Source organism: Paenibacillus sp. LX16 (genome assembly GCF_036252815.1).
Classification (GTDB): domain Bacteria; phylum Bacillota; class Bacilli; order Paenibacillales; family Paenibacillaceae; genus Paenibacillus; species Paenibacillus polymyxa_B.
In genome coordinates, this window is sequence record NZ_CP141152.1 from 5,520,800 (window position 1) to 5,544,580 (window position 23,781).

Consider the following 23,781-nt stretch of genomic DNA (forward strand, 5'->3'; position numbering starts at 1 on the left):
AATTAGTATAAAAACCTATATTTCCTGAAGCCTACAGCGCTGCGCGTACTTCCTTATATTTAGCTACATAACGTGCTGCATTTTCTGTGATCAAGTCGTAGCGGCCTTCCTTGGCTGGAGCCGTCAAATTGCCCCCAATTCCCACGGCCACACATCCGTTACGCAGCCAAGTTTCCATGTTGTCCAGATCAACGCCACCAGTTGGCATAATCTGTACATGAGGCATTGGACCTCTGACGGCCTTAACAAAGTCTGCCCCCATCGCACTTCCTGGGAACAACTTCACGACATCACTACCCAATTTCATGGCTTCTTTGATCTCATTCAGCGTCATACAGCCGGGCATATAAGGGATGGCGTACAAATTACATAGCTTCGCTGTTTCTTCTTCAAAAGAAGGACTCACGACAAACTCTGCTCCGGCCAGAATGGCAATTCTTGCCGTCAGTGACTCTAGTACCGTTCCTGCACCAATCACTGCCCGATCCTTAAATTCGTCTCTCAATCTTCGAATGACCTGATCCGCATCCGGCGTCGTAAATGTAAGCTCAATATTATCCAAGCCGCCTTCAATACAGGCTTTGGACATTTGATATGCTTCCTCCGCCGTGTTTCCTCGAATGACTGCGACGACACCTACTGAAGTGATATGTTCCAAAACTTTCTTTTTCGTCATGTTCCTGATCCTTTCCACGAATGGGATGACCATGTACCCTCAGCCGCTTGCAGGTATACGCTCCAACACACTGATCGGATTAACGCAACTCGCTCATGGCAACCTGATCCATGTCTTTGTATGTTTTATTTTCACCGGCCATGCCCCAAATGAAGGTATAGCTGCCCGTAGCCGCACCGCAGTGGATAGACCAAGGTGGAGAAATAACGGCTTCATCATTCTTCATCACCAGATGGCGCGTTTCGTTCGGTTCACCCATCAGGTGGAACATTCTCGCATTCTCATCCAGTTCAAAGTAGAAATACACTTCCATACGACGGTCATGAACATGTGTCGGCATGGAGTTCCACACACTGCCGTTCTCCAACGTCGTCATCCCCATAACCAATTGGCAACTTTGAATGCCTTCATCATGGATAAAGCGACGCAACGTACGGTTGTTGGCTGTTTCCTGCGAACCCAGACTTTCAGACGGTACATCGGCAAAAGACTGCTTCGTCGTCGGATACGTGGTATGAGCCAAAGCTGAAACGATATAAAATTTCGCAGGCTTTTCACTGGAATCGCTTTCAAAGATCAGCTCCTTGCCCCCTCTGCCTACATAGAGACAGTCTTTTGTGGCCAGCTCGTAAGTATCACCGTCCACCTTGACCGTACCGCTGCCGCCGACATTAAAAATGCCCAGTTCGCGGCGCTCCAGGAAAGTTTCCGCTTTGATTTGATCGTTACCTTCCAGTGCAACAGATTTATTCACGGGATAAATGCCCCCGATAATGACACGATCTTCATGCGTATAGATCAGCTTTACCTCCTCAGGTACAAACAGTTCCTGGATCAAATAGTGCTGACGCAACTCTTCAGTCGTAAAATGCTTGGCATGTTCGGGATGAGTTGAATAACGCATTTCCATAAAAACATTCCTCCTGTTTAGATAAACTTTTTTATCAACGGAATTGTTATAAAAGCGGTTTCTAACTCTACTTCTTAGCTAGAATTGTAATAATTATCTAAGAGGGTGTCAACCCAAAACTTCACTATTCCTAGAAAAACCCTTAATACGTACGAAGTTTTACACGCTTTTTACCTTTTGATAAACAAAATCACATTTTTTTATCTGTATTACCCAAAAAGTTTTTAGCCAATATATCAACTTCATCATTGTGAAAAACCGATTTATGTGATAATTTCAATTTATTCAGTTGGTGCATACGCTTACAGATTAAGTTTACTAAACATAAGGAGGAATACAAATGACCGCAACATTGGATGCTGTTACCTTCGGAGAACCGATGGCCATGTTTTATGCCAATGAAGCAGGCTCTCTGGATGAGGTGCGTTCATTCACCAAAGCGTTAGCCGGGGCGGAGACGAATGTTTCAGCTGGTTTGGCGCGTTTGGGGCTACGGGCGGGACTCGTGACCAAACTCGGCGAGGATACGTTCGGCAAGTTCATTGCCAGTGCGCTACGTGAGGAAGGGATCGACACACAGAACGTCATGTTTACCAAAGACCACTCTACCGGAATGCTGATTAAATCCAAAGTTACAAGTGGGGACCCCGAGGTGGAATATTTCCGCAAACATTCCGCCGCTTCTACATTAAGCATCGCTGATTTTAACGAGGCTTACTTTTCCGGAGCTCGCCATCTGCATTTTACAGGTATTTCTGTCGCCCTCTCCCCTGAGTGCCGTGATTTTGCACGTCATGCGCGGCAATTTATGAAAAAGGCTGGCAAAACCGTATCCTTTGATCCGAACCTCAGACCGAAATTATGGCCTGACACGCAAACGATGGTGGAGGCGATTAACGAGGCATCTGAGGGGTGCGACTGGCTTCTACCGGGCATTCATGAAGGTAAAATATTGACAGGCTACACCTCACCAGAGGATATCGCTTCCTTCTATCTTGACCGAGGTACCTCGCTGGTCATCATCAAGCTGGGAACCGAAGGCGCATATTACAAATCCGCAGATGCTGAGGGATACGTCAAACGCTTCCGCGTAGAGCATGTCGTTGATACCGTCGGCGCGGGTGACGGATTTGCCGCAGGCGTTATCAGCGCGCTACTGGAGGGCTTGCCCCTGGCAGAAGCAGTCAAACGCGGTAATGCCCTCGGCGCACTGGCTGTCATGTCAGCTGGAGATATGGACGGCTATCCGACACGAGCCGAGCTGGAATCCTTTTTGCTTAGTGCTAGCACGAATTAATCCGGTTCCATTCCCCGCATAGCCTTCATCGCTTATTAGCGCAAGCTCAACAAGGCCGAAAGAAGTCGGCCTTAACTTTCAATAGCCCGTATTCGCATTTGTGTGACCTGAGTAGCATACTCAAGCTCAGGTCGTACAAAGGAATACGGGCTATTTAAAATATATGACATGATGCTCGTCTACAACGTTTTAACTGATTCTCCCCGATTGATATCCGGCAAAAATCGGTAAATAATCGGAACCGATTCGCCGCCTTCCTCAATGCTGGACAGCAGTGTTTTTGCCGCCTGCTTCCCCATATCCGCAATCGGTTGTGTAATGGTCGTAATCGGCGGATTGTAAATATGGGCAAACTCCGCATCGTCAATCCCGATAATAGACAATTCCACCGGAATGCGTATACGGCGGGCATTCACATATTTCAGCGCCTCTGCTAGCACAATATCATTCCCGGCCAACAGCGCAGTCGGCGGCTTTGGCATTTGGAACAATTCCTTCAGCGTCTGCTGGATTTCTTCTCTCGGCACACTGCGCATATACTCTTCTCGAAATGGCAAGCCATGCTCCTCCAGCGCCTTCTTGTATCCGCTGAGCCGCTCCACTCGTGGAGTAATCCGATTCAAGCCAAGGGGCAAAGTAATCAGCGCAATTCGTTCATGTTTGTGAGCCACAAGTTCCTGAATCGCCAGCTTAATCGCCATTTCGTTATCCAGTAGCAGGCTGCGCGTATTCACCCCGTCTACCAAACGGTCCAAAAACACTAACGGATACTTTTCACGAATGAGCTGGTTGTAAATATCTGCATGCTTGCCTGTCGGGAAGATGATCAGGCCGTCCACCTGCCGAGCCTTGAGCATCTCAATATACTGGCCCTCCTTGTCCGGGTTTTCATCGGCGTTGCAAATGATCACCTGAATGCCAAAACGCTGCAATTCCTCCTCAATCGCACGGATAGACTGGATCGAAAGGGTATAGTCAATGTTGGCTACAATGACCCCCACCATAAACGTCCGGTTTTGCTTCAAGCTGCGGGCCAGCCCGTTAGGCTGATAGTTCAGCTCTTGAATAACCTCGGCAATCCGGTCTCTGGTCTGGTCGCTCATATATTTATATCGTTTGTTCAGAAATTGCGAGACAGTGCTTTTAGACACTCCTGCCTTCTGGGCAACATCTTCGATCGTCGGCTTCTTCATCGGTACACTCCTTGTCTTTCATGTACTGCGTTAGTGCAACAAAAGTATATCTTTTTTTTAGTAAATTTACCATACTTCTATTTATGAATGCCATTATGATATAAGTCGAACTTCAAAGTTGCCTATCGTGCCACCGTGTAGAAGTATGGTTCTCCAGCAGCAAAAAGAGGCAGCTCAAGATGTTCTCTTGAACTGCCTCCACGTAACCATAAATACTACTCGGATCAGTGTGCCAGAACGGGCGTTGCAGACTGATCTGGTGTATCGTGCTCGACCAGCGCATGCTTTTCCCATAACCGGCTTTTCCAGCGGGCATACATGATGACAGCACGAGTCCATTCATCAGCAGCAATCGCCAGCCACACGCCGGCGAGCCCCATGTCCAGCTTGAACACAAGCAGATAACCAAGCGGCAAGCTCATGCAAACCATGGAGATCAGACCCATAAAGACCGGGAACTTGGCATCTCCAGCAGCACGCAACGAGTTAATAATGACGATATTCGTGGTCCGACCAGTTTCTAGCAGAATGCTAAGTAAAATGACCTGTGCTCCCAAACGAATAATTTCAGGGTTTTCCGTGAACAAACCAAGCAAGGGAACACGGAAAAAGATGACCACCGCATCAATAATCACGGTCACGAGTAGCGCCCATTTCACACTGGTCAGTACACGTTTATAGGCAGTATCCTTCTGTCTGGCTCCCACGAGCCTTCCTACCACAATAGCCGTACCCATACCGACTGCCATACTGAACAAGTAAATATAGCTCGAAATATTATTTGCATATTGACGTGTCGCCATTGCTTCTGCGCCCAGATAAGTCACGTACAGTGTGAAGATGAGCTGACACGACTGATACATAATGGACTCCAGCGCGGATGGTACACCAATGCGCAATATTTTAGAGATGAACTTTTTGGACAATTGGACGTAATATTTCCACTCGACACGAACCTCAGTGACCCGGTACATCAGCCAGAAGAAGATCAAGAGACAAATAAAGCGGCTACCTACTGTAGAAATAGCAGCACCCTCTACTCCAAGTGCAGGCATTCCCCAATGCCCAAAAATCAAAACATAGTTGCCGACCACGTGGATCACGTTCATAAAAACCGATACATACATCGTTTCTTTGGTAAAACCATGTGTACGAATGGTCGCCGCCAGCGCATTAATCAATGCCTGAAGAAAAATGGCACCCCCGACGATACTCATATAGGATTCCGCGTACGTCAGAATATCTCCCTGGACATTCAGCCATTGCAACATATGAGTACCAAACACAAGAAAAATTACGCTAAGCAAAAGACCTACCATCAAATTCAACGTAATGGCCGTACCTGTAACCTGGGCCGCTTCGACTAGTTTCTTAGAACCGATATATTGAGCTACGACGATAGCAGCGCCGTTGCCGATAACCTCCAGTACAAGGATAGCAATTGAAATAATTTGATTGGACGCGCCCACACCCGACACCGCATTATCAGATACAGAACTGATCATGAACGTGTCGACGCTCCCCATTAGCATAAACAGAAACAATTCAAGGAAAATAGGCCATGTTAAACGGAACAAATTCAATTCCTTAGCTTCGGACAATACCGAACCTTTTTTTAGTGCTCTGGTTGTCATTCATTCACCTTTCTTCATAGATTTATTTAACGATCAAAAGGTATGTTAGCACAGTAATTCTGAAAATACATCCCGTTTACGTAAAATGATTTGCAAAATACGTAAGAATTCATTTATCACTCTCTTTATAATTGATTATCGAACTTTATTGAAACAGGATATTGCAAGAATATACCAGTAGTCTGGTCTTTTCGACGCAATTATGAGCTAAAGAGTATAATAGAATACGAGCCTGTGAGCATTGCCGCTGACAGGTTGTGCAGATTGTTGTATGCTTCTAAGCATAATTTGTGAATTAAAGATGGAATATATAGGACATTCACAGGGTTAAAAGGTAATAAAGGAGGCTTTTACAGATGACTCAATCATTTCAGGCTCTTGTCGTCGATCAGACGCAGGACGGTGAAGTTCAAGCAGAGGTACGTTCTCTGGAAGCTAGCAGTTTACCTGCTGGAGAAGTATTGATTCGTGTCGCTTATTCCAGTATCAATTATAAAGATGGGCTTGCTGCCCGCAAGGATGGCAATATTGTCAAATCCTATCCGTTCATACCAGGCATAGATTGCTCGGGAACCGTCGTCTCTTCGGAGGATAGCCGCTTTAGCGAAGGGCAAGCGGTGCTCGTTACCGGATACGGGCTGGGTGTGTCTCAATTCGGGGGATTCAGCCAATATGCACGTGTGCCTGCGGACTGGGTGGTTCCACTTCCAGACGGACTCACGCCGAGAGAGTCGATGATTTTCGGAACAGCCGGATTCACCGCAGCCCTGTCGTTATATCGGCTGGAACAAAACGGCGTTACTCCGAAGCAGGGCAAGGTACTCGTCACCGGAGCGACGGGCGGCGTAGGCGGGGCAGCTATTGCCCTGTTGAACAAGAGAGGCTACCATGTCGTAGCCAGCAGTGGCAAGGCTGATGCTCACGATTACCTCAAGGCGCTCGGAGCAGCCGAGGTCATCTCCCGCGAGGAGGTCTACGACGGTGCGGAGAGCATCCGCCCGCTGGGCAAGCAGCTTTGGCAAGCGGCTGTTGATCCTGTAGGCGGAAAGCCGCTCGCTTCGCTGCTCAGCCAGATCGCCTACAACGGCTCCGTGGCAGTGAGCGGCCTGACGGCAGGGACCAAGCTGCCTACGACGGTGCTGCCGTTTATTTTGCGCGGTGTAAGTCTGCTGGGCATTGACTCTGTCTTCTGCCCATACGACACCCGCGTAGCAATCTGGGAGCGGCTCGGCAATGAATGGAAGCCGGAACAGCTGGAGCAGCTTGTTGAGCGCGAAGTCGGATTGGCTGACCTGCCAAGCGCGCTCGAAGACATCCTTGCAGCCCGCTCGCAAGGAAGAACGCTAGTACAGCTGGTTGACTAAGCGGAGTAGGTCGCAAGCTATCCATTGACGTATTTTCACGTGAAGAAGTGTCATCCTATAGGGTCTAGCTTAGGAACATGTAAGAAGCCTGTAAATCTGCAGTTTTGAGATTTACAGGCTTCTTTTTTTCGTGTGGTACATTTGAAGCAGACGGTTTACTTTTCGCAACCAAATGAACCTTTTGAGGAACTCAGTTGTTATATAGATAAACTGCACGAGAAAGGAGAGCACATCATTGGAGAGCAATCGAGAGTTGTTTGATTTGTATCAACGAGATGTATACCGAACCTGCTACTACATGGTACATAATGCATCGGATGCAGAGGATTTAACGCAGGAAGTGTTTATCATCCTGTTTCGCAGCAATCGTGAACAAATCGAACAACTAAAAGCCTGGATTATGAAAATTACGGTCAATCATTGTCTGAATTACCTTAAACGCCAGAAAAGCCTGCATTTGAAGGTATCGGCTAATCCCTATCTATTTAGCGGGGCGGAAGGTAAGCCTGTAGACAGGCTGGTGGAAGAACGCGAATCGGCAGAGGAATGGGCCGTTTATATGAATCGCCTTCCAGCCAAAATCCGCGCTGTACTGGCACTCCGCTATATGCATGATTTCACGCTGGCGGAAATATCAAAACTGCTGGAAATTCCGCTGGGAACCGTCAAATCGAGGACTCACAAAGGACTAAAGTTATTGGAGCAAATACTGCGGGATGCAGGGGTACAAATTCCCGAGATGGAAGGAGAGAACTATGAACAACGTAGAAAAGGCATTGAAGCGCAAGTTAAATGATGATTCGGAAATGGCCTATCCTGACTTCGATGAGATGTGGAACCGAATGGAACAGACAGGGCATACTGCCCCTACGCTAACCGACACTTTCGATTCATTCACTCCGCACCGACATAGAAATTGGCGCAAAATAGCTATCGCCGCCTCTCTGAGTGCACTTCTCGTTGCCGTTCCCGTCTATGCCGCCATCCATTATAATTGGGACAATCTGCTGCACGGAAGAAGCGGCATTCAGACGGCACTAAATCAAGACCTTGGACAGCCCTTGGAGCAATCCGTAACCAGAGACGGAGTGAAGCTGACGCTGCATACCGCTATTGTCGATGAGAACCGGACCGTGATTCTGTACAGCTTGGAGGTCGGAAAACGAGCAGAGAACGAGTTTTGGAATGTCAAAGGCGTATCGCTAAAAAGTGCTGCGGGGGAAAGCAGTGCAGGGGAATATAACTTCCAGCAATGGGACCCGACAAATCAGCGGTACAACGGGTACTTTGAAAGTGATTGGACACCGCAGCAAGAAACAGAGAACGTGCAGCTGACCATAGACCATATAGAGCTCACCAGCGTTCAGGAACTGGATTTGCCGCTCGATATTCGGTCGCCTCAAATACAGACGTTCAAGCTGGATCGTAGCGGCTTACAAGATATGAAGGTACAGGTATTCGAACAAGGTAAGGACAAACTGATGCTGTCCTCAGCGATTACCTTCGATTCGTCGATACCAAAGAGATGGGACAATCCACAAATTATTGCCTACAAAGGCGACGAGCCTGTGATGTCGCAGCCTGGAGGGGCTTTTGGCAAGCCCGGTGATAACGGGGAGTATACAGCACAGCAATATTTTTCCAAAGTGGATATGCCGGAAGGACAGACTACCTTCAAACTTCAATATGCGCAAACCGAGAAAAGTATAAATGAACCTATAAAATTTGACCTGCAGCTAAGCAAGAAGAAGATGGAAAGCGGGACGATTAAAAGTGTGCTGAATATCCCACTGGAAAAAGGCAATCGGAATGTTTTGCTAGAACAAATGATTGTCACACCTACACAAATCCGCGTCACGCTCAGAAGCAAGGAGAAATTCGCCATGATCCCTTATCAAAAGTACTTTCTTTCTGTGAACAGCACAACGTTAGAGGGTAACCGTTGGTCTTCACCTAATCAGGAACGCGATCTGTACACAATCCGTTTTGAAAGGCCGTCCAATCTTGTGATTACCAAGGACACTCCCATTACTTTTACAGGCAAATACAAGGTTACGACCCATTCGGACGACAAAACGCCACAGCGTTTAACTGATATTTCTGAGCAAAAGCAGACGCTAACGACGCAAATCGGTGGCTATCCTGTGAAGTGGACCTACTACAAACAGGGATCAGACTTATTCGTAGAAACCGAAAGCGAGGACGCTCACTTTGGAGGGATTAACCAGACGCATATTGGCCTGGGTAAAGAACGGATTATTGGCAAGCCGATCACAGCCAATTTCACCGGAGATGGCAATAACAAGGCAGTGGATGTCTATAAGAACTTCAAAGGGAAGGGAGCTTCCATTTATATGTTCTACTATACAACGGACGACCCGGAAGCAGAGACAACCGTACCCTTACAGCCTATGACAAGCAACAGCGAAGCATCCAAATAGCAATGCTATAAAAAGAGGGTCCTCTATACCTGTGAACCGTGGTATAGGGAACCCCTTTTTATTTTCCTAGGAAGGCACAGTCTGCCTGAAACGATTGACTCTCTCCCTATTTCACAGAACCTTGCGTAACGCCATTGATAATCCATTTTTGTGCAATCAAATAGACAATAATCATCGGCAGCAAGGCCATTAGATACGAGGCAAAGGCCAAATTAAAGTCGGTATTGAACTGCCCCTGGAACACATACTGAACGAGCGGCAGTGTATACTGCTCCGCATCGCTAATAATAATGAGCGGCAGCAGGAAATCGTTATATGTGGACAGACAAGTGAGAATTCCCACCGTAGCACTAATCGGCGCCATCAGCGGGAATATAATGCGCCAAAAAGTCCCCCATGTCGTCGCACCATCTACCGTGGCTGCCTCTTCCAATGCCACCGGAATGGAGCGAATATAACCGACATACACGAAGACATTAAACGCCAAACCATACACCGTATGCAGCATAATGAGACCCAACAGATTAGTCATATGAAGGCCCGAGGCCAGTTTTACAATCGGCAGCATGATGATCGGGAACGGTATAAACATGGCGCTCACAAAATAAAAATATAATCCCTTAAAAAATCGTCGCTGCATATTACGGGCAATCGCATAAGCGACCATCGAATTGGTTAGCAAAGTCAGTATGACCGTCGATGTCGTGACCATCACACTGTTCTGAAAAGCGCTGAAGAAGTTGGTCATTTCTACTGCACGACTAAAATTCTCCCAATGCAGCTCGGTCGGAAAGGCAAAGGCGGAATGCGCCATCTGCTCGGGATTTTTAAGTGCGATCGTCACCGTCATATAGAGGGGAAACAGGATAAATATTGTCCCCAACGCTACCAGAAGCAGCACAGGCCAGTTGGTACGTCTGCTTGTTTTCATCAGTTATCCATCTCCCTTCTCTGGAGGAATCGCAGCTGTAAGATGGAAATGATCGCGATCACAATAAAGTAAATAACAGAGTTAGCCGACTGATAAGCAAATTCTCCGCCTCTAAATCCCCCGGTGTATATCAGGTGGGAAATCGACTGGGTGGCTCGTCCCGGCCCGCCATTCGTCAAAGCCACGATCTGATCGAACACCATCAGGGAATTTTTCATCGCCAATACCATATTGATCGTAAAAAACGGTGCAATTAATGGAAAGGTAATGCTCCAGAATTCGCGCCATTTACCCGCACCGTCCAGGTTGGACGCCTCATACAGACTTGTCGGAATGGTTTGCAGCCCGGCCAGATAGAGAATCGTATTAAAGGCAATCCCCTGCCATACAGCTACGATGACAACTCCTACCCAAGCCAGTTGTTCACTGCCCAAAATGTTCGTCGACAATGAGGTAATACCTAAATTTTGCCCCCAAATCGTAAACACGTTCGAGAACAAGTAATTGAATATGTAACCCACGATCAACACGCTCAAAATATTAGGCAGAAAATAAATACCCCGGAAAAAGTTACGAAACCGTATTTTAGCATTCAGCCCTAGCGCAATCAGCAAACTAAGGATATTAGTCGCAATGGTAACCACAATCGCAAATTTGAAAGTAAACCAGTATGCGTTCCCCACATTATCGTCCTGAAACAAATTAATATAGTTCTTAAACCCGACAAAGTGATACTGATGACCAAAGCCGTTCCAGTTCGTAAGCGAATAATAAAAGCCCTGCAAGGCAGGCAAGGTCAAAAATACAAAAAACAATAGCACCGCCGGCACCGTCATCCAGTAAAAAGTCGTTAGTCGCTTATTCATGTCTCCTCCTCCTCTCCTATCGGCGGTTAGCTACCTTATCCCATTCACGGTCCAGCTTGGCCAGATAAGCGTCGATGTCTCTGTTTTGCAGGAAGGCCTGCACAATAGAATTCAATTGGACCGCTTTGGGAATATAGTGATCGGCAAAATCAATGACTCGGCCCGATTTAAAATACGGCAACAGCTCCGCCACACTCGGATCATCCTGCGTAACTCCCTTCACCGCCGAAAACAGCGTTTGCTCTGTAATGTATTGCTTGCTGTTCTCCGGCTTCAACAAGAAGGAAATGAACTCCTCGGCTTCCTTTTTATGCGGAGTGCTCTCCGATACGGCTAATAGCGTATCTATACCGGACACCAGTTTGACCGCCTTTTCGTCATTCCCTGTCGGTAATGGAAAAAACCCAAGCTCCACTTTCGGGTTGGCTTTGCGAATTTCAGATATGGCCCACGAGCCCTGAATGTACATCAATCCCTGCCCGTTAGCGAAGGCACGATTACCGTCAGCATAGTTTTTGCCAAAATTATCACCATGTCCGTATTTCAGTAGCTCCAGCTGCTTTTCCGCAACCTCGCGGTACTTATCCTGAAAGGTGACCTGATTTTCACGCCGTTGCAGGAAAAAATCAATGCCCACCAGATTCGGGCCCAGCGCATTAAAGGGGAGGTTCGTTTGCCAATCATCTTTATATGTAAAATAGAACGGGATTTTTCCAGCAGCCTTGATCTTTTGCGCCGTTGCAATCAGCTCATCCCACGTTTTGGGCACCTGTAATCCCATTTCCTTAAAAAGCGTTTTGTTATACATCACACCATTCGCATTCGCAGCATAAGGAATTCCATACACGGGATCGACCCCGGTTACATCCTTAAGCATTTTAAGGTAAATCGGGTCAATCGTACGTGGCAATTCTGTATTCGTCAGGTCCGTAAAAATACCGCTTTGTGCCAAAATGGAGTAGGTATCGGTGGCCCCAAGTCCTACAATGTCAGGTACATCGTTTTTGACAACCCGGGTCAATAACACGGTCTCTGCCTCTGGCGGGTTGACCTGTGTCACTTCAATACCGGGATGTTCTTGATTGAATTGAGAGATTAGCTTATCGAATGAACCCTTGGCCTCCGGCTTGTTTTGAAAAAATTCAATTTTTACCTTACCCGAAGCATCGCCCTTGTTGCATGCGCTTACAAAAATAGCCAATAAAAGGATCGCCGCCAGTGTAGACAGCTTTTTGACCCAACACCACATGCTCATACCTCCTTTTCCCCTATGTCAATCTATGCGGGACTAGACAATTAATACCCGTCCCTTATGGAAAAGAAACGATACTGCTACAGCATGAACCATAATCTTTTATTTTCCGTCCATATGTACGTCAACTTACAACTATAACAATGGCTACAACAATCTGATATCAGGAGGAACCCATGCTAAAAAAGATCCAACTGACCCTCAAACGGTCGGTTGGATCTTTCTTTTACTTTTATGATGTTCAGGTTACGGATGCCCTAATACAGATAATCATCAGTCACAAAACGGCGGTATGCGCCCCAAGTAAACAAGATAAGATATAGACTAACAACGGTGATAATCGCCCCATTCACAGACGAATTCCCCATTAAGGACCTATCTAATCCTGTATGCTGCATATATGGAATAATCATAAATGCAATCACATTGTATAGGTATGGGATATGAGAAACAAAAGAAGCCACTTTTAAATACAATGAATCAAACAACAGAGAGCCCAGATTGTATACTATACAAACACCGATGGCATACGTTACACTTTTGCTGTACATCGCGATAAAACAATAGAAGGAGCTTATTGCTAATAATGAGCCAAGCGCCCAACCATAGTATTTAAGCATCTGCAGTCCTTGAGATCCGGACAACCCCACATCACTTACACCATATGAAAGAGTCCATACTTCAACGATCACCTGCGATGATACTGCAAATACAATGAGAAGAAACAATATAGTAGCATTTAAAACCAGCAGCTTACTCCAGAAAATCTCCCCGCGGGTAAATCGGCGCGTAAATAACAACCGCAGTTGCCCGCTTCGAAATTCCTCCGTGTATACAGCAGCAGCTAAAGCAGCTACAGCTATGTTGCATACTAAAAACAAATTCTCACGCAGGCCAGTAACGACAAAGTTTAAAGATAATACCTCAACAGGAACTTTCATCGTGCGCAAAAAATATACTCCTGTCGAACAAGCGAGCAGCGGCGTACATAACACCATGAGCCAGAACCACTTTCGTCTCCATAATCGCTCGAACTCACTGTATATTAATGACTTCATAGTCCCATCAATCCCATAAAAGCATCCTCTAGCCGTTGACCGTCCTCTACTAGTTGATCAGCAGGTCCCTGCCAAACTAGCCTGCCCTCTTTGATAACAATGAGTTCGTCACACATCTGTTGCAGTTCATCCAACAGATGACTGGAGATAAAAAAGGCATAATTCGCTGAATCACGTAGCTGAAGCACAATATCTCTCAACTCCCGCATTCCCATAGGATCAAGCCCATTGGACGGTTCATCCAGCAATAAAAGCTCAGGAGCACCCAGCATGGACTGCGCAATACCTAGCCTTTGCTTCATTCCCAGCGAATAGGTTTTCACCTTGTCATCTCCCCGCGTTTCCAGCCTCACCTTTGTAAGCAACTCTTCAATATGCATCTCCCGATCTGAGGGCACAATCTCAGAGTGTAACCGTGATAAATTGCGCAAAACCTGTCTGCCTGTCATATAATCAAAAAAGACCGGAGATTCAATAATAGCCCCCACCTTGGAAAGCGCCTTTTCCCGATCCGTCTGTACATCATATGAAGCTATCTTTACAGAGCCGCTGGTTGGCTGCATTAATCCGGTCATGATTCGCATCATTGTAGTTTTACCAGCTCCATTAGGTCCGATGAATCCATATATTTTCCCTTTCTGAAGCTTAAAGGAAACACGGTCTAACAAATGCCTTTTCCCCATTCTTTTCGTTACCTGACTGACCTCCAGTAAGGAGTCCGACATACGATTCCCTCCATCCATAACAAATCACAACATAGTTCCAACGCGTGCATTTGATATGTAAGATCTTGATGGACAACATAAACTTCATTTAACAGTGAATGATATTATCTACTCCATTTAAAAAATATCACATGTTGCGAAATGCAAACAACTTTCTTTATATGTAAAATATAATAATAATGATACATCAATACCATTTATCTTAATTAATGGTCATTAATTTTCGTGATGATATCTTTGTCTTTACACTGCAAAAAAGGTAGCCCTTCAGTAAACGTTCTACCTCAGGGCTACCCTCTATATAGAATAAGCTGTTTTCTATCCAGTAACTACTAGCCTGTACCTACTCCAGCTCAACCCACTCGCCGAGCAACGTGTCCAGCTCGGCTTGCAGCCGCTCACGCGCATCCCACAGCTCCGCCATGTGGATCGTGTCGCTGCTTGTGCCGAGCAGCTCCAGCTCGGCATCCGCCGCCGCCAATTCTGCTTCTTTGGCGGCGATGGCCCGCTCCAACCGCTCGCTGGATGCAACGGGCGCCCCCAAGCGACCTGCCGACTCGGTGCGAGCACGACCCTTATCGGCTCCCGAGGTCGCTCCCGTACGCGCAGCCGTCTCTGGGCCCCTGCTCGCTGCACTGGAATGCGCAGCCGTGCCCGAGCCGCCACCAGATGCGGCTCTGCTTGCAGATGCCAAGCGTACCCCGGCATCCTCCTCACTTAGCAAGCGGGCGTTTTCCAGCTCCCGCTTCTTCGCTCGGTACTCATCAAAGCTACCCAGATAAAAGGTCAGCTTTCCAGCCTCCAGCTCCCACACGCGCCCTGCCAGCTTGTTCACAAAGTAGCGGTCATGTGAAATCGCCAGCACCGTTCCCGTGTAGGTGTCCAGCGCTTCCTCCAGCGCCTCGCGTGAGTCAATGTCCAGGTGGTTCGTCGGCTCATCCAGCACCAACAAATTTGGCTTTTTTATGACCAGCAACGCCAGCCGCAAGCGGGACCATTCGCCACCGGACAGCATGCTCACGGGTTTAAACACATCGGCACCGTAAAATAAATACTTCGCTAGCAATCCGCGTGCCTCGCCTTCTTCCACCCCTGCTTCTTCCTTGAAGTAAGCAAGCACAGTCGCCCGGCTATTCCGTTCTCTCTCTTGCTGCGCCAAATATCCGTACTCTACGCGCGTGCCCCACTGGACCGTGCCTGCATCTACGCTTTCCTGACCAAGCAACAGCTTGAGCAGCGTCGTTTTACCCGCGCCGTTATCGCCCAACAAGGCTACCTTTTCACCGAATTCCAGGCTGCCCGTTGCCCCGCTTAATATCTGACGCTCTCCATAAGCTTTAACAATATCTTCAAACTGTAGCACTCGGCGGCCGGAACGATCCTCCAGCTTTAAGTGAAATTCTGCCCCCTGCGGGTCCAGTACAGGCCGCTTCACCAACTCCATACGCTCCAGTGCTTTACGAATGGATGCTGCTTTTTTGAAAAACTTTTCGTTATCGCCGTTGCGACCCCACTCTTCAAAACGCCGAATGGCCTCTTTCATCTTTTTGATTCGCTTTTGCTGTTCCTTATAATCTTCGAATTGCAGTAGCAATCGTTCTTCCTTTTCCTTAACGTAGCCGCTGTAGTTCGTATAATACGTAAACGCCTCGCCATCCTCAAGCTCAATCATTTTAACGGCGACCCGATCCAGAAAATAACGATCATGGGACACAACCACACACGCGCCTGTGTAGCCCTGCAAAAAATGCTCCAGCCATTCCAGCCCTTTCAAATCCAGATGGTTGGTCGGCTCATCCAGCAGCAGCAAATCCGGTCGTCCGATGAGCTGTGATGCCAGCGCGATTTTTGTTTTCTCTCCACCAGACAGCGAGCCGAAGCTGCGCGTATACATTCCTTTGGGAATACGCAGACCATCCGCTACCTGATCAATATTTGCATCCATTTCATAGCCGCCGTTGCGCTCAAACCGTTCCTGTAGGGAAGCATACGATTGCAGCAGCTTCTCCAGAAGACCCGTATCCGCTACCACAATCGGATCTGACATTTCCCGTTCCAGTGTGTTCATCTGATTGCGGCAATCCTTCAGCTCACGATAGGCGTAAGCCAGCGTTTCGTACACGGTGAAGCTCTCAAACTCCGCCGGAATTTGCGGTAAATAGCCGATCTTCGTATCCTTGGCGATGACGAGCTGCCCTTCATCCGGGCGGGACAAGCGTGCGATTAGGCGTAATAGGGTGGTTTTACCGCTTCCGTTGCGGCCAATAAGTCCCACCTTTTCTCCCGTATGGATATCAAACGATGCACCATCCAAAATTAGATTGGCAGCGTGGTATTTTTTCAATTGTTGACCGTTAACTATATACATGTTCAGGCTCTCCTTTTTTTAGGAAGACCCTTACCCGGGTAACACAAAAAGAGCCGCAGGAGCAACCCCGCGACTCTTCGGAAGATACAGCAATCCGTTCGAGTTAAGGTAGGCGTCTTCTCGCGATGTTTACAACCGTATGATTAAAATTGGACAGACTTCTCCCGTTGTATGGAAAAGCATGAACAATGCCAGCCATAGCAATCGGCAGCTGGCTAATACGGTTGTTCAGCATCTCGTGATTCACCTACCTCACCTCCTTCTTCATAATTGTGTGTAGTATAACATGTTTGCTCGTATTATAAAAGAGGGTGATGGTCCAGCAAACTATGAAACAGAATGGTGCCCTCCGACAGCCTGGGATGTCCCGGCTCTGGTAATCGAAAATACGCCGCAGACAAAAGCAACAATCACAAATGCGCCACCCACCCAAGCGTTCGTTGCAACAGATTCACTATTCTCAATCACTACCCCTCCCAAGGCAGAACCCAGAGCGATTCCGACCTGGAGTGCGGAGAAATTAAAGCTTTGCTGAATACTACCCGATTCGGGTGCATTTTCAATAAGATAACTTTGCATCGGGGGCGACAAGGCCCAACTCAGTATGCCCCAGATGATCAGCAGTGGCGCAAATACATAAAGCGAGTGAATTGAGAATGGCAGCAAGAACATCACGGCGATAAACACGCCTACGACGACTAGAATACTTTTCGCTGTGCCGAACCGATCTGCCAAAGAGCCGCCAATAAATCCGCCGCTCACTGCCGCCAGCCCAAAGACAAAATAGGCCACACTAATCCACGAAGCGTTTAAGCCCATCATATTTTCTAAAAATGGAGTGAAATACGCATATAACGTGTAATGGCCCGCCAGTGTCAGCGTGGTCACCAGATGAGCACTGATGACTTTAACATTTTTTAAGGATTTCAACTGATCGCGCATAGGCACAACATGTTCGGTCGGAATCCGCTCCATAAACAAGTTGATAACGATCATAGCAACGACCGTTAACAAGGCAATGATCAGGAAAAGCACCCGCCAGCCAAACGCATTTCCAATCAGCACCCCGGCTGGAATACCTAGGACGATGGAGGAGCTAACCCCCATGGAGATGACACCAAGGACACGGGCCTGATAAGCCTTGGACACCACTTTGACTGCAATGGTCAGTGACAATGTCACGATCAGCGACCCGCTTGCAGCGGTAATGATACGGGATACAAACAAGACAGCATAATTCGGACTCCAGAAGGCCAGCAGACTTCCCAGAATAAAGATAAACATCGACCACAGGTACAGTCGTTTTCGTTCAATTTTGGCTGTCAACGCCAACAAAGTTGGCCCAGCAATAGCATACACGAGCGCATAGATCATGATAAGCTGTCCTGCCGTGCTTACGGAGACATTCAAATCCTGTGCAATTTGGGGTAGCACGCCACCGATAATCAGTTCCACCAGCCCCACCGTAAAGGTCGCAATCGTTAAAATAACTACTTTGAAGTTCATTACATTAGCTCCTTTGCTGTCATGTAAATCCCTCGTATTACGCAAAAAAATCCTGACCACAAGAAATGTACAAGACGTACACTTTTTGTAATCAGGATTTATCGGTTCCTGGTAGAGACCCTCAAACCATATTATTGAGGTTATACAAATGGGGCATTCATTTATTACGCATTCACGAAGGTTATAGCTATTACTATAAAGGAGCCTGTGGCTAAGTTCAACCCCCTAAAGCCGCAAAAATTCGCTCATAGCACGATCCGACAGATAGGGTAGATACTCATGGCCGTATTCGTGATACAGGAGTATTTCCTTGTCTGATACAATTTTATTGTACACCGCAAACTGCGTGGAGGGTGGACAGATGATGTCCGACAGCCCTGTCACAAACAACACACGACCACGAATACGATCTGCCAAATGTTGAATATCGATGTAGCCTAGTCGGTGAAAGAGCTCCTCCTCGCGCAGATGGTTCGGATCAAACCAACGAAAATAATAAACCAGTTCTTCATATGCAGATGTAGTGGCATCCAGCATCCAGGCTCTTTTATAGTCCGACAGAAACGGATATACCGGAACTGCCATACGGACACGCGGCTCCAATGCAGCGCAGGCAACCGTCAAGGCCCCTCCCTGGGAGCAGCCAAATGCGCCGATCCGTTCAGGATCGACCTGCTCCATAGACATCAAAATGCGCACCGTCTGCACGGTATCCAAAAATACATTGCGGTAATACAACCGATCCGGGTCCGGGTCGTCAATCCCCCGGATGATATGGCCGCGAACCGTCGTTCCTTGAACCTGCAAATTGTCCTCGGACAGGCCTCCTTGCCCCCGGCAATCCATGGCCAGCACGGTGAATCCGTGTGCCGCATAGCTTACCTTGTCGAACCAGTCGCCACTGTCGCAGGAATATCCATGAAACATGGCCAAAGCTGGCCCTTGTTCCGTAAGGTGCTTGGGACGAGCCAGCTTCCCATGAACCTTTGCTCCGCCCACTCCAGTAAAATATAGATGGTAACACTCCACCAGCGGAGAGACAAAATCAGCAGGCTCCAGTGTATAATCAAGCGGCTGTTGCTCCAGCTCCTGTAATGCCCGTTCCCAGTATACGTCAAAATCCGGCGGCTTCGGGTTACTCCCCATATACGACTGCAATTGCTGTAAAGTCACATCCTCAGGCATTCAAGTTCCCTCCTACATCCGACCCGACTCACGGTCGTCTGCGACCACTTCATCCGTTGCGATGACATACTTCATAATGTCGGACACTGTCGTGTAGGCAATACCTACATACGTATCAGCGGCTCCATAATAAATCGCAATCCGGCCCGTGTCCGCATCATGCAGCGTAGCACACGGGAACACCACATTTGGCACAAAGCCCCGTTCTTCGTACCATTCCTCCGGGGTCAGCACGAAATTAGAGGAACGATATTTAACTTTAGACGGATCATCCAGGTCAAGAACGGCTACGCCCATACTGTATACCAGCCCATTGCACGTACCTGTCACCCCGTGGTAGAACATCAGCCAGCCCTCTGTCGTCTCAATCGGAGCCGGTCCGCCGCCAATCTTTACCGATTGCCACCAGCCCTGTCCGCCCTTGCTCATCACATGACGATGCTTGCCCCAATACACCAGATCCGGGCTCTCACTCAGAAAAATATCTCCAAACGGCGTATGGCCACTGTCGCTCGGACGGGATAGCAACATAAAGTTTCCGTTCAGCTTGCGGGGTAACAGCACTCCGTTGCGATTAAACGGCAGGAACGGATTTTCCAATCGTACAAAGCTTTTAAAATCCTTCGTTTGTGCTATCCCCAATGCTGCACCGTAAAAATCTGTACACCAGATGATATAATACGTGTCCTCCACGCGAACCAGACGCGGATCGTAAGCATAATTTGGCTGATAATCTTTCCCTTCCTCATCAACCAAATGCAAACGTTCTGTCTCAATGTCCCAAGCCAACCCGTCGTCACTCCAGCCTAGATGCAAATGCGGACGTCCATTAATCGTTTCAGCCCGGAATATCCCTACAAACCGTCCCTCATACGGAGCTACTGCACTATTGAAAATACGGGCAATGCCCGGCACCGGATTCCGCCCAATGACCGGATTCTCACTATGTCTCCATACCGGAGCCTCACTGCCTTCAGGCTTATCCTGCCACGGCATTTCCGGCAGACTTTCTCCCACAATTCGTACGCTGTTTACTCCCAAATCCACATTCAATTTATTCATACGTATATTCCCCTCTCACCGAGATACTTGATTTCATCGTTTTTTTTGATTTCGCCATTGTTCTATTTCACTGAGCCCTGCGCGAATCCGTTATAGATATATTTTTGTAATGATAAAAACGCAATCAGCGTCGGAATAATGGCAATGATAATGCCCGCGCTAATGACTTCCCATTGTGATCCATATGGTCCTTTAAACTTGAACAGCGCCGTCGATATGACCTGAAGGCTTGTTTTGGGCATATACAGGAACGGGGTGTAAAAGTCGTTGTAAATATTAACGCCCTTGATAATGATCACCGTCACAATGGCAGGCTTCAGCAGGGGCAAGATAATGCGCCAGTAGATCGTCAGATAGGAGGCCCCATCCAGCATGGCCGATTCATCCAGCGCCACCGCGATGGAATCCAGAAATTGCAGAAAAATATACACCGCAATAATATCTGTTCCCAAATACAGCAAGATCGCCGCCCAAGGCGTGTTAAACAGCTCCAGCTTATTGATTATTTGGAATGTCGACACCTGTGTCGTCACCCCCGGAATGAGCGTGGCGAGCAAGAACGCACCCAGCATGAGACTTTTGCCCTTAAATTTAAAACGGTTCAAAATATACGCGATCATGGAACCGGTCAACGTAGCTCCGATGATCGAAATCAACAGGATAAAAGCTGTGTTCACAAATCCGGTCAGCATATTTCCGTTGATAAAGGCTTTGGTATAGTTAGCCCAATTCAGCCAGTTTACGGGGGGAGTCAGAGGACTGGTTGCCGCATATTCAGCCTTCGTCTTCAAAGATGCAAACAAAATGACGACAATCGGCAGCAGTGCAATGAACGCACCTAGTAGTAGCGCGGCATACTTGATGCTGCTACCCAGTATTCTTTTCAGCTTATACATGATTAGTCCTCCTCTCCCCGAATTAGCAACCGTTGAAGCAGCGTAACAGCAATCACGATCAGCAGCAGAACAACCGCCATCGCTGAGGCCAAACCGACCTTGCTGTATTTGAATGCCACATCAAGCGTCTGAATGACGAATGTTTCACTGCCGTTGGAGCCACCGGTCATAATATACGGGATGTCGAACGCACTGATCGCCCCACTAATCGCCAAGATGAGATTCAACTGCAAAATCCGCTTGATACTCGGCAAAATAATAGAGCGGAACTGATGCCAGCGGTTAGCCCCGTCCATATCAGACGCTTCATACAGATCACTGGATATGGAGGAAATCGCACCGAGAAACACGATAAAGTTAAAGCCCATATATCTCCAGATCGACGTGCCAGCCAGCGAAATATTGATAATCTCCGGGTTACCCAGCCACAGCTTGATATACGAACCCAAACCCACTGCCTGAAGCAGTGTATCAAGGGTACCGTCTGGCTTAAAAAAGAATAGAAAAATAAAACCAATAGCTACACCGTTCATCAGGGAAGGAAAAAACAAAACGCCTTTAAAGAAATTTTTAAACCAGGTTTGAAAGCTGAGAATGGTTGCAAAATAAAGGGCCAGCCCCATCTGTACAAACGTGGCGACAAAGTAATACAGACTGACCTTAAACACCGAGAAATACTCGGGGTCGGTAAAGATTTTGATATAGTTTTCAAAGCCCACATATTCCAGACGCTTACTATAGCCGTTCCAGTCCGAAAAGCTGTACTTAAACATATTGATCACAGGCAAGTACGCAAAAGTGATCAGCAGCGCTAGCGGAATAATAGAAAAGGCTACAATAATCGCCAATCTTTGTTTGGAGTAGCTGAGATTCGAAAATTTTAACATGCTGCACCTCCTGGCTATCCGTCCATCGACTGCTACGTCGATCCTCTCTTTTCGTCAGTTCAGATGGCTATTTTGCTTCCTTTGCAGCCACTTCAGCACGCGCCTTCACCCATGCGTCGTTCAGATCCTTCATAATGGTGTCATACGATTCCGGGCGGTTACCGACCGCTGCCTCAATAATGCGTTTTTTGAAGTCAGGCTGCCACAAGCCGATTTCTCCCTTTTTGTCGATTTTATCGACAATCCCTTCCTGTCCTTTTGGAGATGGAGTAAGCGTTTCAAAAACGACTCCCTGATCTTCGTATTGCTTCAAAATGCTAGGCATTGGGGCACCCTTCAGCGGACTAATACTACCTGCCTGCTCTACGGCATAGTTGGACTTTTCGGTAAACCAATCCACCCAGGCCCGGGCCGCCGGTTTATTTTCACTGTTTACATTAATACCGAGGTTAAAATCACCTGCCAGCGGCACAAGTACCTTGGAGGCATTCGTCGGGAAAGGCATAAAACCGATATCATCCTTGTTAGGAGCTGTGCTTTTGATCTGGTCAATTGCCCAAGAACCAAGCACCATCGTACCGATTTTGCCTTGAGCGAGATCCGCCTTGGAGGTCTCCCAATCCGTAGTCGTTGGATCTTTTTCAATCAGGCCTTTTTTAGCCGCATCGTACAGGACCTTATACAGTTCATAGTGGGGCTGTCCCTTCGTGAAATTGTCATCTGTATTCGGTTGTGTGACATTCACATATTCCTTCGTACCCGCCAATGTTGCCAGACTAGACTCCCACTGGGTCAGTGCCCAACCAGAGGCATAATTCGTAAACAGCGGCACTGCCTTGGTTTTGTCCTTAATGTGCTGTAACGCTGTCAGGAATTGGTCCGGTGTTTTGGGAAGCTGCGTGATTCCTGCGTCCTTGAACACCTTTTTGTTATAAATCACACCAGAGTAAACCATCGCAATCGGAATACCGTAGCTGTTATGATCCACCGTACGCTCTTCAAGGCCGGTATACTTGTTTTTCATCTCCTCATAAGTACCCAGCGGCTCGAAAAAATTGGGCAGCTCTTCAACTGGAATACTGCCAGGAATCAGCAAAACATCTCCGTAATCCCTGGTCCCCATCCGGATTTTAATTTGGCCCTCATAATCGGCCAATGCCTGAAAATTGACCTTCACGTTCGGATAAAGCTTGTTAAATTCCTTGGCGTAGTCCTGAAACACCGTATCCACAATATCTGTCCGCTGTGTGATAACCGTAATTTCACCTTCCACATCCTTTGGATCAGAGCTGGCTGCTGGTGTATCCGATGCTTTTGGAGCACAGCCTGCAAACAAATCCGCTACTAGTAGCACAGACAACAATGGCATCAAAACTTTAGACAACTTCATGAAACGACCCCTCCCATTTTTTAAATAAGGTTATCGTTAAGCTAACAAAAGTTATTTTATTATGATAACGCTTACTATGTCAATTACATTATTTTTTTGTACAGTACACTAGGTTATTATCTTGTAAATAAACACAAGAC

General features: G+C 47.4%; 21 protein-coding genes and 1 riboswitch. Of the genes, 4 read left to right on the plus strand and 17 right to left on the minus strand.

The features are described from left to right. Window positions 1–31: 31 nt before the first annotated feature. Both T3H97_RS24760 and kduI read right to left on the minus strand, forming a co-directional pair. Window positions 32–676: a bifunctional 2-keto-4-hydroxyglutarate aldolase/2-keto-3-deoxy-6-phosphogluconate aldolase gene (locus tag T3H97_RS24760; protein ID WP_328801172.1), complete on the minus strand. Its 645-nt coding sequence runs from the start codon at window positions 674–676 to the stop codon at window positions 32–34. A 79-nt stretch (window positions 677–755) separates the two neighbouring features. Further along, on the minus strand, window positions 756–1,586 hold the full coding sequence (kduI, locus tag T3H97_RS24765; protein WP_328801173.1) for a 5-dehydro-4-deoxy-D-glucuronate isomerase: 831 nt from the start codon (window positions 1,584–1,586) through the stop codon (window positions 756–758). A 340-nt stretch (window positions 1,587–1,926) separates the two neighbouring features. On the opposite strand from kduI, the gene T3H97_RS24770 reads away from it, so the two are divergent. After that, complete coding sequence (locus tag T3H97_RS24770; protein ID WP_134904688.1) at window positions 1,927–2,883, plus strand: sugar kinase; 957 nt, start codon at window positions 1,927–1,929, stop codon at window positions 2,881–2,883. 179 nt (window positions 2,884–3,062) lie between these two features. Here T3H97_RS24770 and T3H97_RS24775 read toward each other — a convergent pair whose 3' ends face one another. Then, entirely contained in the window at window positions 3,063–4,076 is a 1,014-nt protein-coding gene (locus tag T3H97_RS24775; RefSeq protein ID WP_328801174.1) for a LacI family DNA-binding transcriptional regulator, read from the minus strand. A gap of 224 nt (window positions 4,077–4,300) precedes the next feature. Beyond that, window positions 4,301–5,710, minus strand: a complete 1,410-nt coding sequence (locus T3H97_RS24780; RefSeq protein WP_328801175.1) for an MATE family efflux transporter — start codon at window positions 5,708–5,710, stop codon at window positions 4,301–4,303. Window positions 5,711–6,066: 356 nt separating this feature from the next. On the opposite strand from T3H97_RS24780, the gene T3H97_RS24785 reads away from it, so the two are divergent. The 3 genes from T3H97_RS24785 to T3H97_RS24795 all read left to right on the plus strand — a co-directional run bounded on the left by T3H97_RS24785 (window position 6,067) and on the right by T3H97_RS24795 (window position 9,515). Then, window positions 6,067–7,074 (plus strand): acrylyl-CoA reductase family protein, encoded by a 1,008-nt coding sequence (locus T3H97_RS24785; RefSeq protein ID WP_328801176.1) that lies wholly within the window; start codon window positions 6,067–6,069, stop codon window positions 7,072–7,074. A 235-nt stretch (window positions 7,075–7,309) separates the two neighbouring features. Further along, complete coding sequence (locus T3H97_RS24790) at window positions 7,310–7,870, plus strand: RNA polymerase sigma factor (protein WP_328801177.1); 561 nt, start codon at window positions 7,310–7,312, stop codon at window positions 7,868–7,870. Further along, a complete protein-coding gene (locus T3H97_RS24795; RefSeq protein ID WP_328801178.1) occupies window positions 7,830–9,515 on the plus strand; it encodes a DUF4179 domain-containing protein in 1,686 nt (561 codons plus the stop codon). Before T3H97_RS24790 ends, T3H97_RS24795 begins: the two co-directional genes overlap by 41 nt. A gap of 106 nt (window positions 9,516–9,621) precedes the next feature. On the opposite strand, the gene T3H97_RS24800 is transcribed toward T3H97_RS24795, so the two are convergent. From T3H97_RS24800 to T3H97_RS24860, 13 genes are all read right to left on the minus strand, one after another. Beyond that, complete coding sequence (locus T3H97_RS24800; RefSeq protein WP_023990874.1) at window positions 9,622–10,446, minus strand: carbohydrate ABC transporter permease; 825 nt, start codon at window positions 10,444–10,446, stop codon at window positions 9,622–9,624. Next, the gene (locus T3H97_RS24805; RefSeq protein WP_053326352.1) at window positions 10,446–11,312 is read right to left on the minus strand and encodes a carbohydrate ABC transporter permease; all 867 of its coding nucleotides are present in this window, start codon (window positions 11,310–11,312) and stop codon (window positions 10,446–10,448) included. The genes T3H97_RS24800 and T3H97_RS24805 overlap by 1 nt, the downstream gene beginning before the upstream one ends. Before the next feature lie 16 nt (window positions 11,313–11,328). Continuing rightward, entirely contained in the window at window positions 11,329–12,561 is a 1,233-nt protein-coding gene (locus T3H97_RS24810) for an ABC transporter substrate-binding protein (protein WP_328801179.1), read from the minus strand. Window positions 12,562–12,821: 260 nt separating this feature from the next. Continuing rightward, on the minus strand, window positions 12,822–13,622 hold the full coding sequence (locus T3H97_RS24815) for an ABC transporter permease (RefSeq protein ID WP_328801180.1): 801 nt from the start codon (window positions 13,620–13,622) through the stop codon (window positions 12,822–12,824). Further along, window positions 13,619–14,347, minus strand: coding sequence for an ABC transporter ATP-binding protein (locus tag T3H97_RS24820; RefSeq protein ID WP_254328145.1), 729 nt, complete (start codon window positions 14,345–14,347; stop codon window positions 13,619–13,621). Before T3H97_RS24820 ends, T3H97_RS24815 begins: the two co-directional genes overlap by 4 nt. 343 nt (window positions 14,348–14,690) lie before the next feature. Next, on the minus strand, window positions 14,691–16,715 hold the full coding sequence (gene abc-f / locus T3H97_RS24825) for a ribosomal protection-like ABC-F family protein (RefSeq protein ID WP_328801181.1): 2,025 nt from the start codon (window positions 16,713–16,715) through the stop codon (window positions 14,691–14,693). A 103-nt stretch (window positions 16,716–16,818) separates the two neighbouring features. Next, complete coding sequence (locus T3H97_RS24830; protein ID WP_016822706.1) at window positions 16,819–16,962, minus strand: RAxF-45 family protein; 144 nt, start codon at window positions 16,960–16,962, stop codon at window positions 16,819–16,821. A gap of 80 nt (window positions 16,963–17,042) precedes the next feature. After that, the gene (locus T3H97_RS24835) at window positions 17,043–18,221 is read right to left on the minus strand and encodes an MFS transporter (protein ID WP_328801182.1); all 1,179 of its coding nucleotides are present in this window, start codon (window positions 18,219–18,221) and stop codon (window positions 17,043–17,045) included. A gap of 68 nt (window positions 18,222–18,289) precedes the next feature. Continuing rightward, window positions 18,290–18,389: riboswitch (purine riboswitch) on the minus strand. Between the two features lie 57 nt (window positions 18,390–18,446). After that, window positions 18,447–19,406, minus strand: a complete 960-nt coding sequence (locus T3H97_RS24840; RefSeq protein ID WP_328801183.1) for an acetylxylan esterase — start codon at window positions 19,404–19,406, stop codon at window positions 18,447–18,449. 12 nt (window positions 19,407–19,418) lie between these two features. Continuing rightward, on the minus strand, window positions 19,419–20,468 hold the full coding sequence (locus T3H97_RS24845) for a glycoside hydrolase family 130 protein (protein WP_328801184.1): 1,050 nt from the start codon (window positions 20,466–20,468) through the stop codon (window positions 19,419–19,421). Window positions 20,469–20,530: 62 nt separating this feature from the next. Then, a complete protein-coding gene (locus T3H97_RS24850) occupies window positions 20,531–21,364 on the minus strand; it encodes a carbohydrate ABC transporter permease (RefSeq protein WP_025721962.1) in 834 nt (277 codons plus the stop codon). A 2-nt stretch (window positions 21,365–21,366) separates the two neighbouring features. Continuing rightward, window positions 21,367–22,251 carry a carbohydrate ABC transporter permease gene (locus tag T3H97_RS24855; protein ID WP_103047257.1) on the minus strand — a complete coding sequence of 295 codons (885 nt, stop codon included), beginning with the start codon at window positions 22,249–22,251 and terminating at the stop codon, window positions 21,367–21,369. 67 nt (window positions 22,252–22,318) lie between these two features. After that, complete coding sequence (locus tag T3H97_RS24860; protein ID WP_328801185.1) at window positions 22,319–23,641, minus strand: ABC transporter substrate-binding protein; 1,323 nt, start codon at window positions 23,639–23,641, stop codon at window positions 22,319–22,321. Window positions 23,642–23,781: the final 140 nt, after the last annotated feature.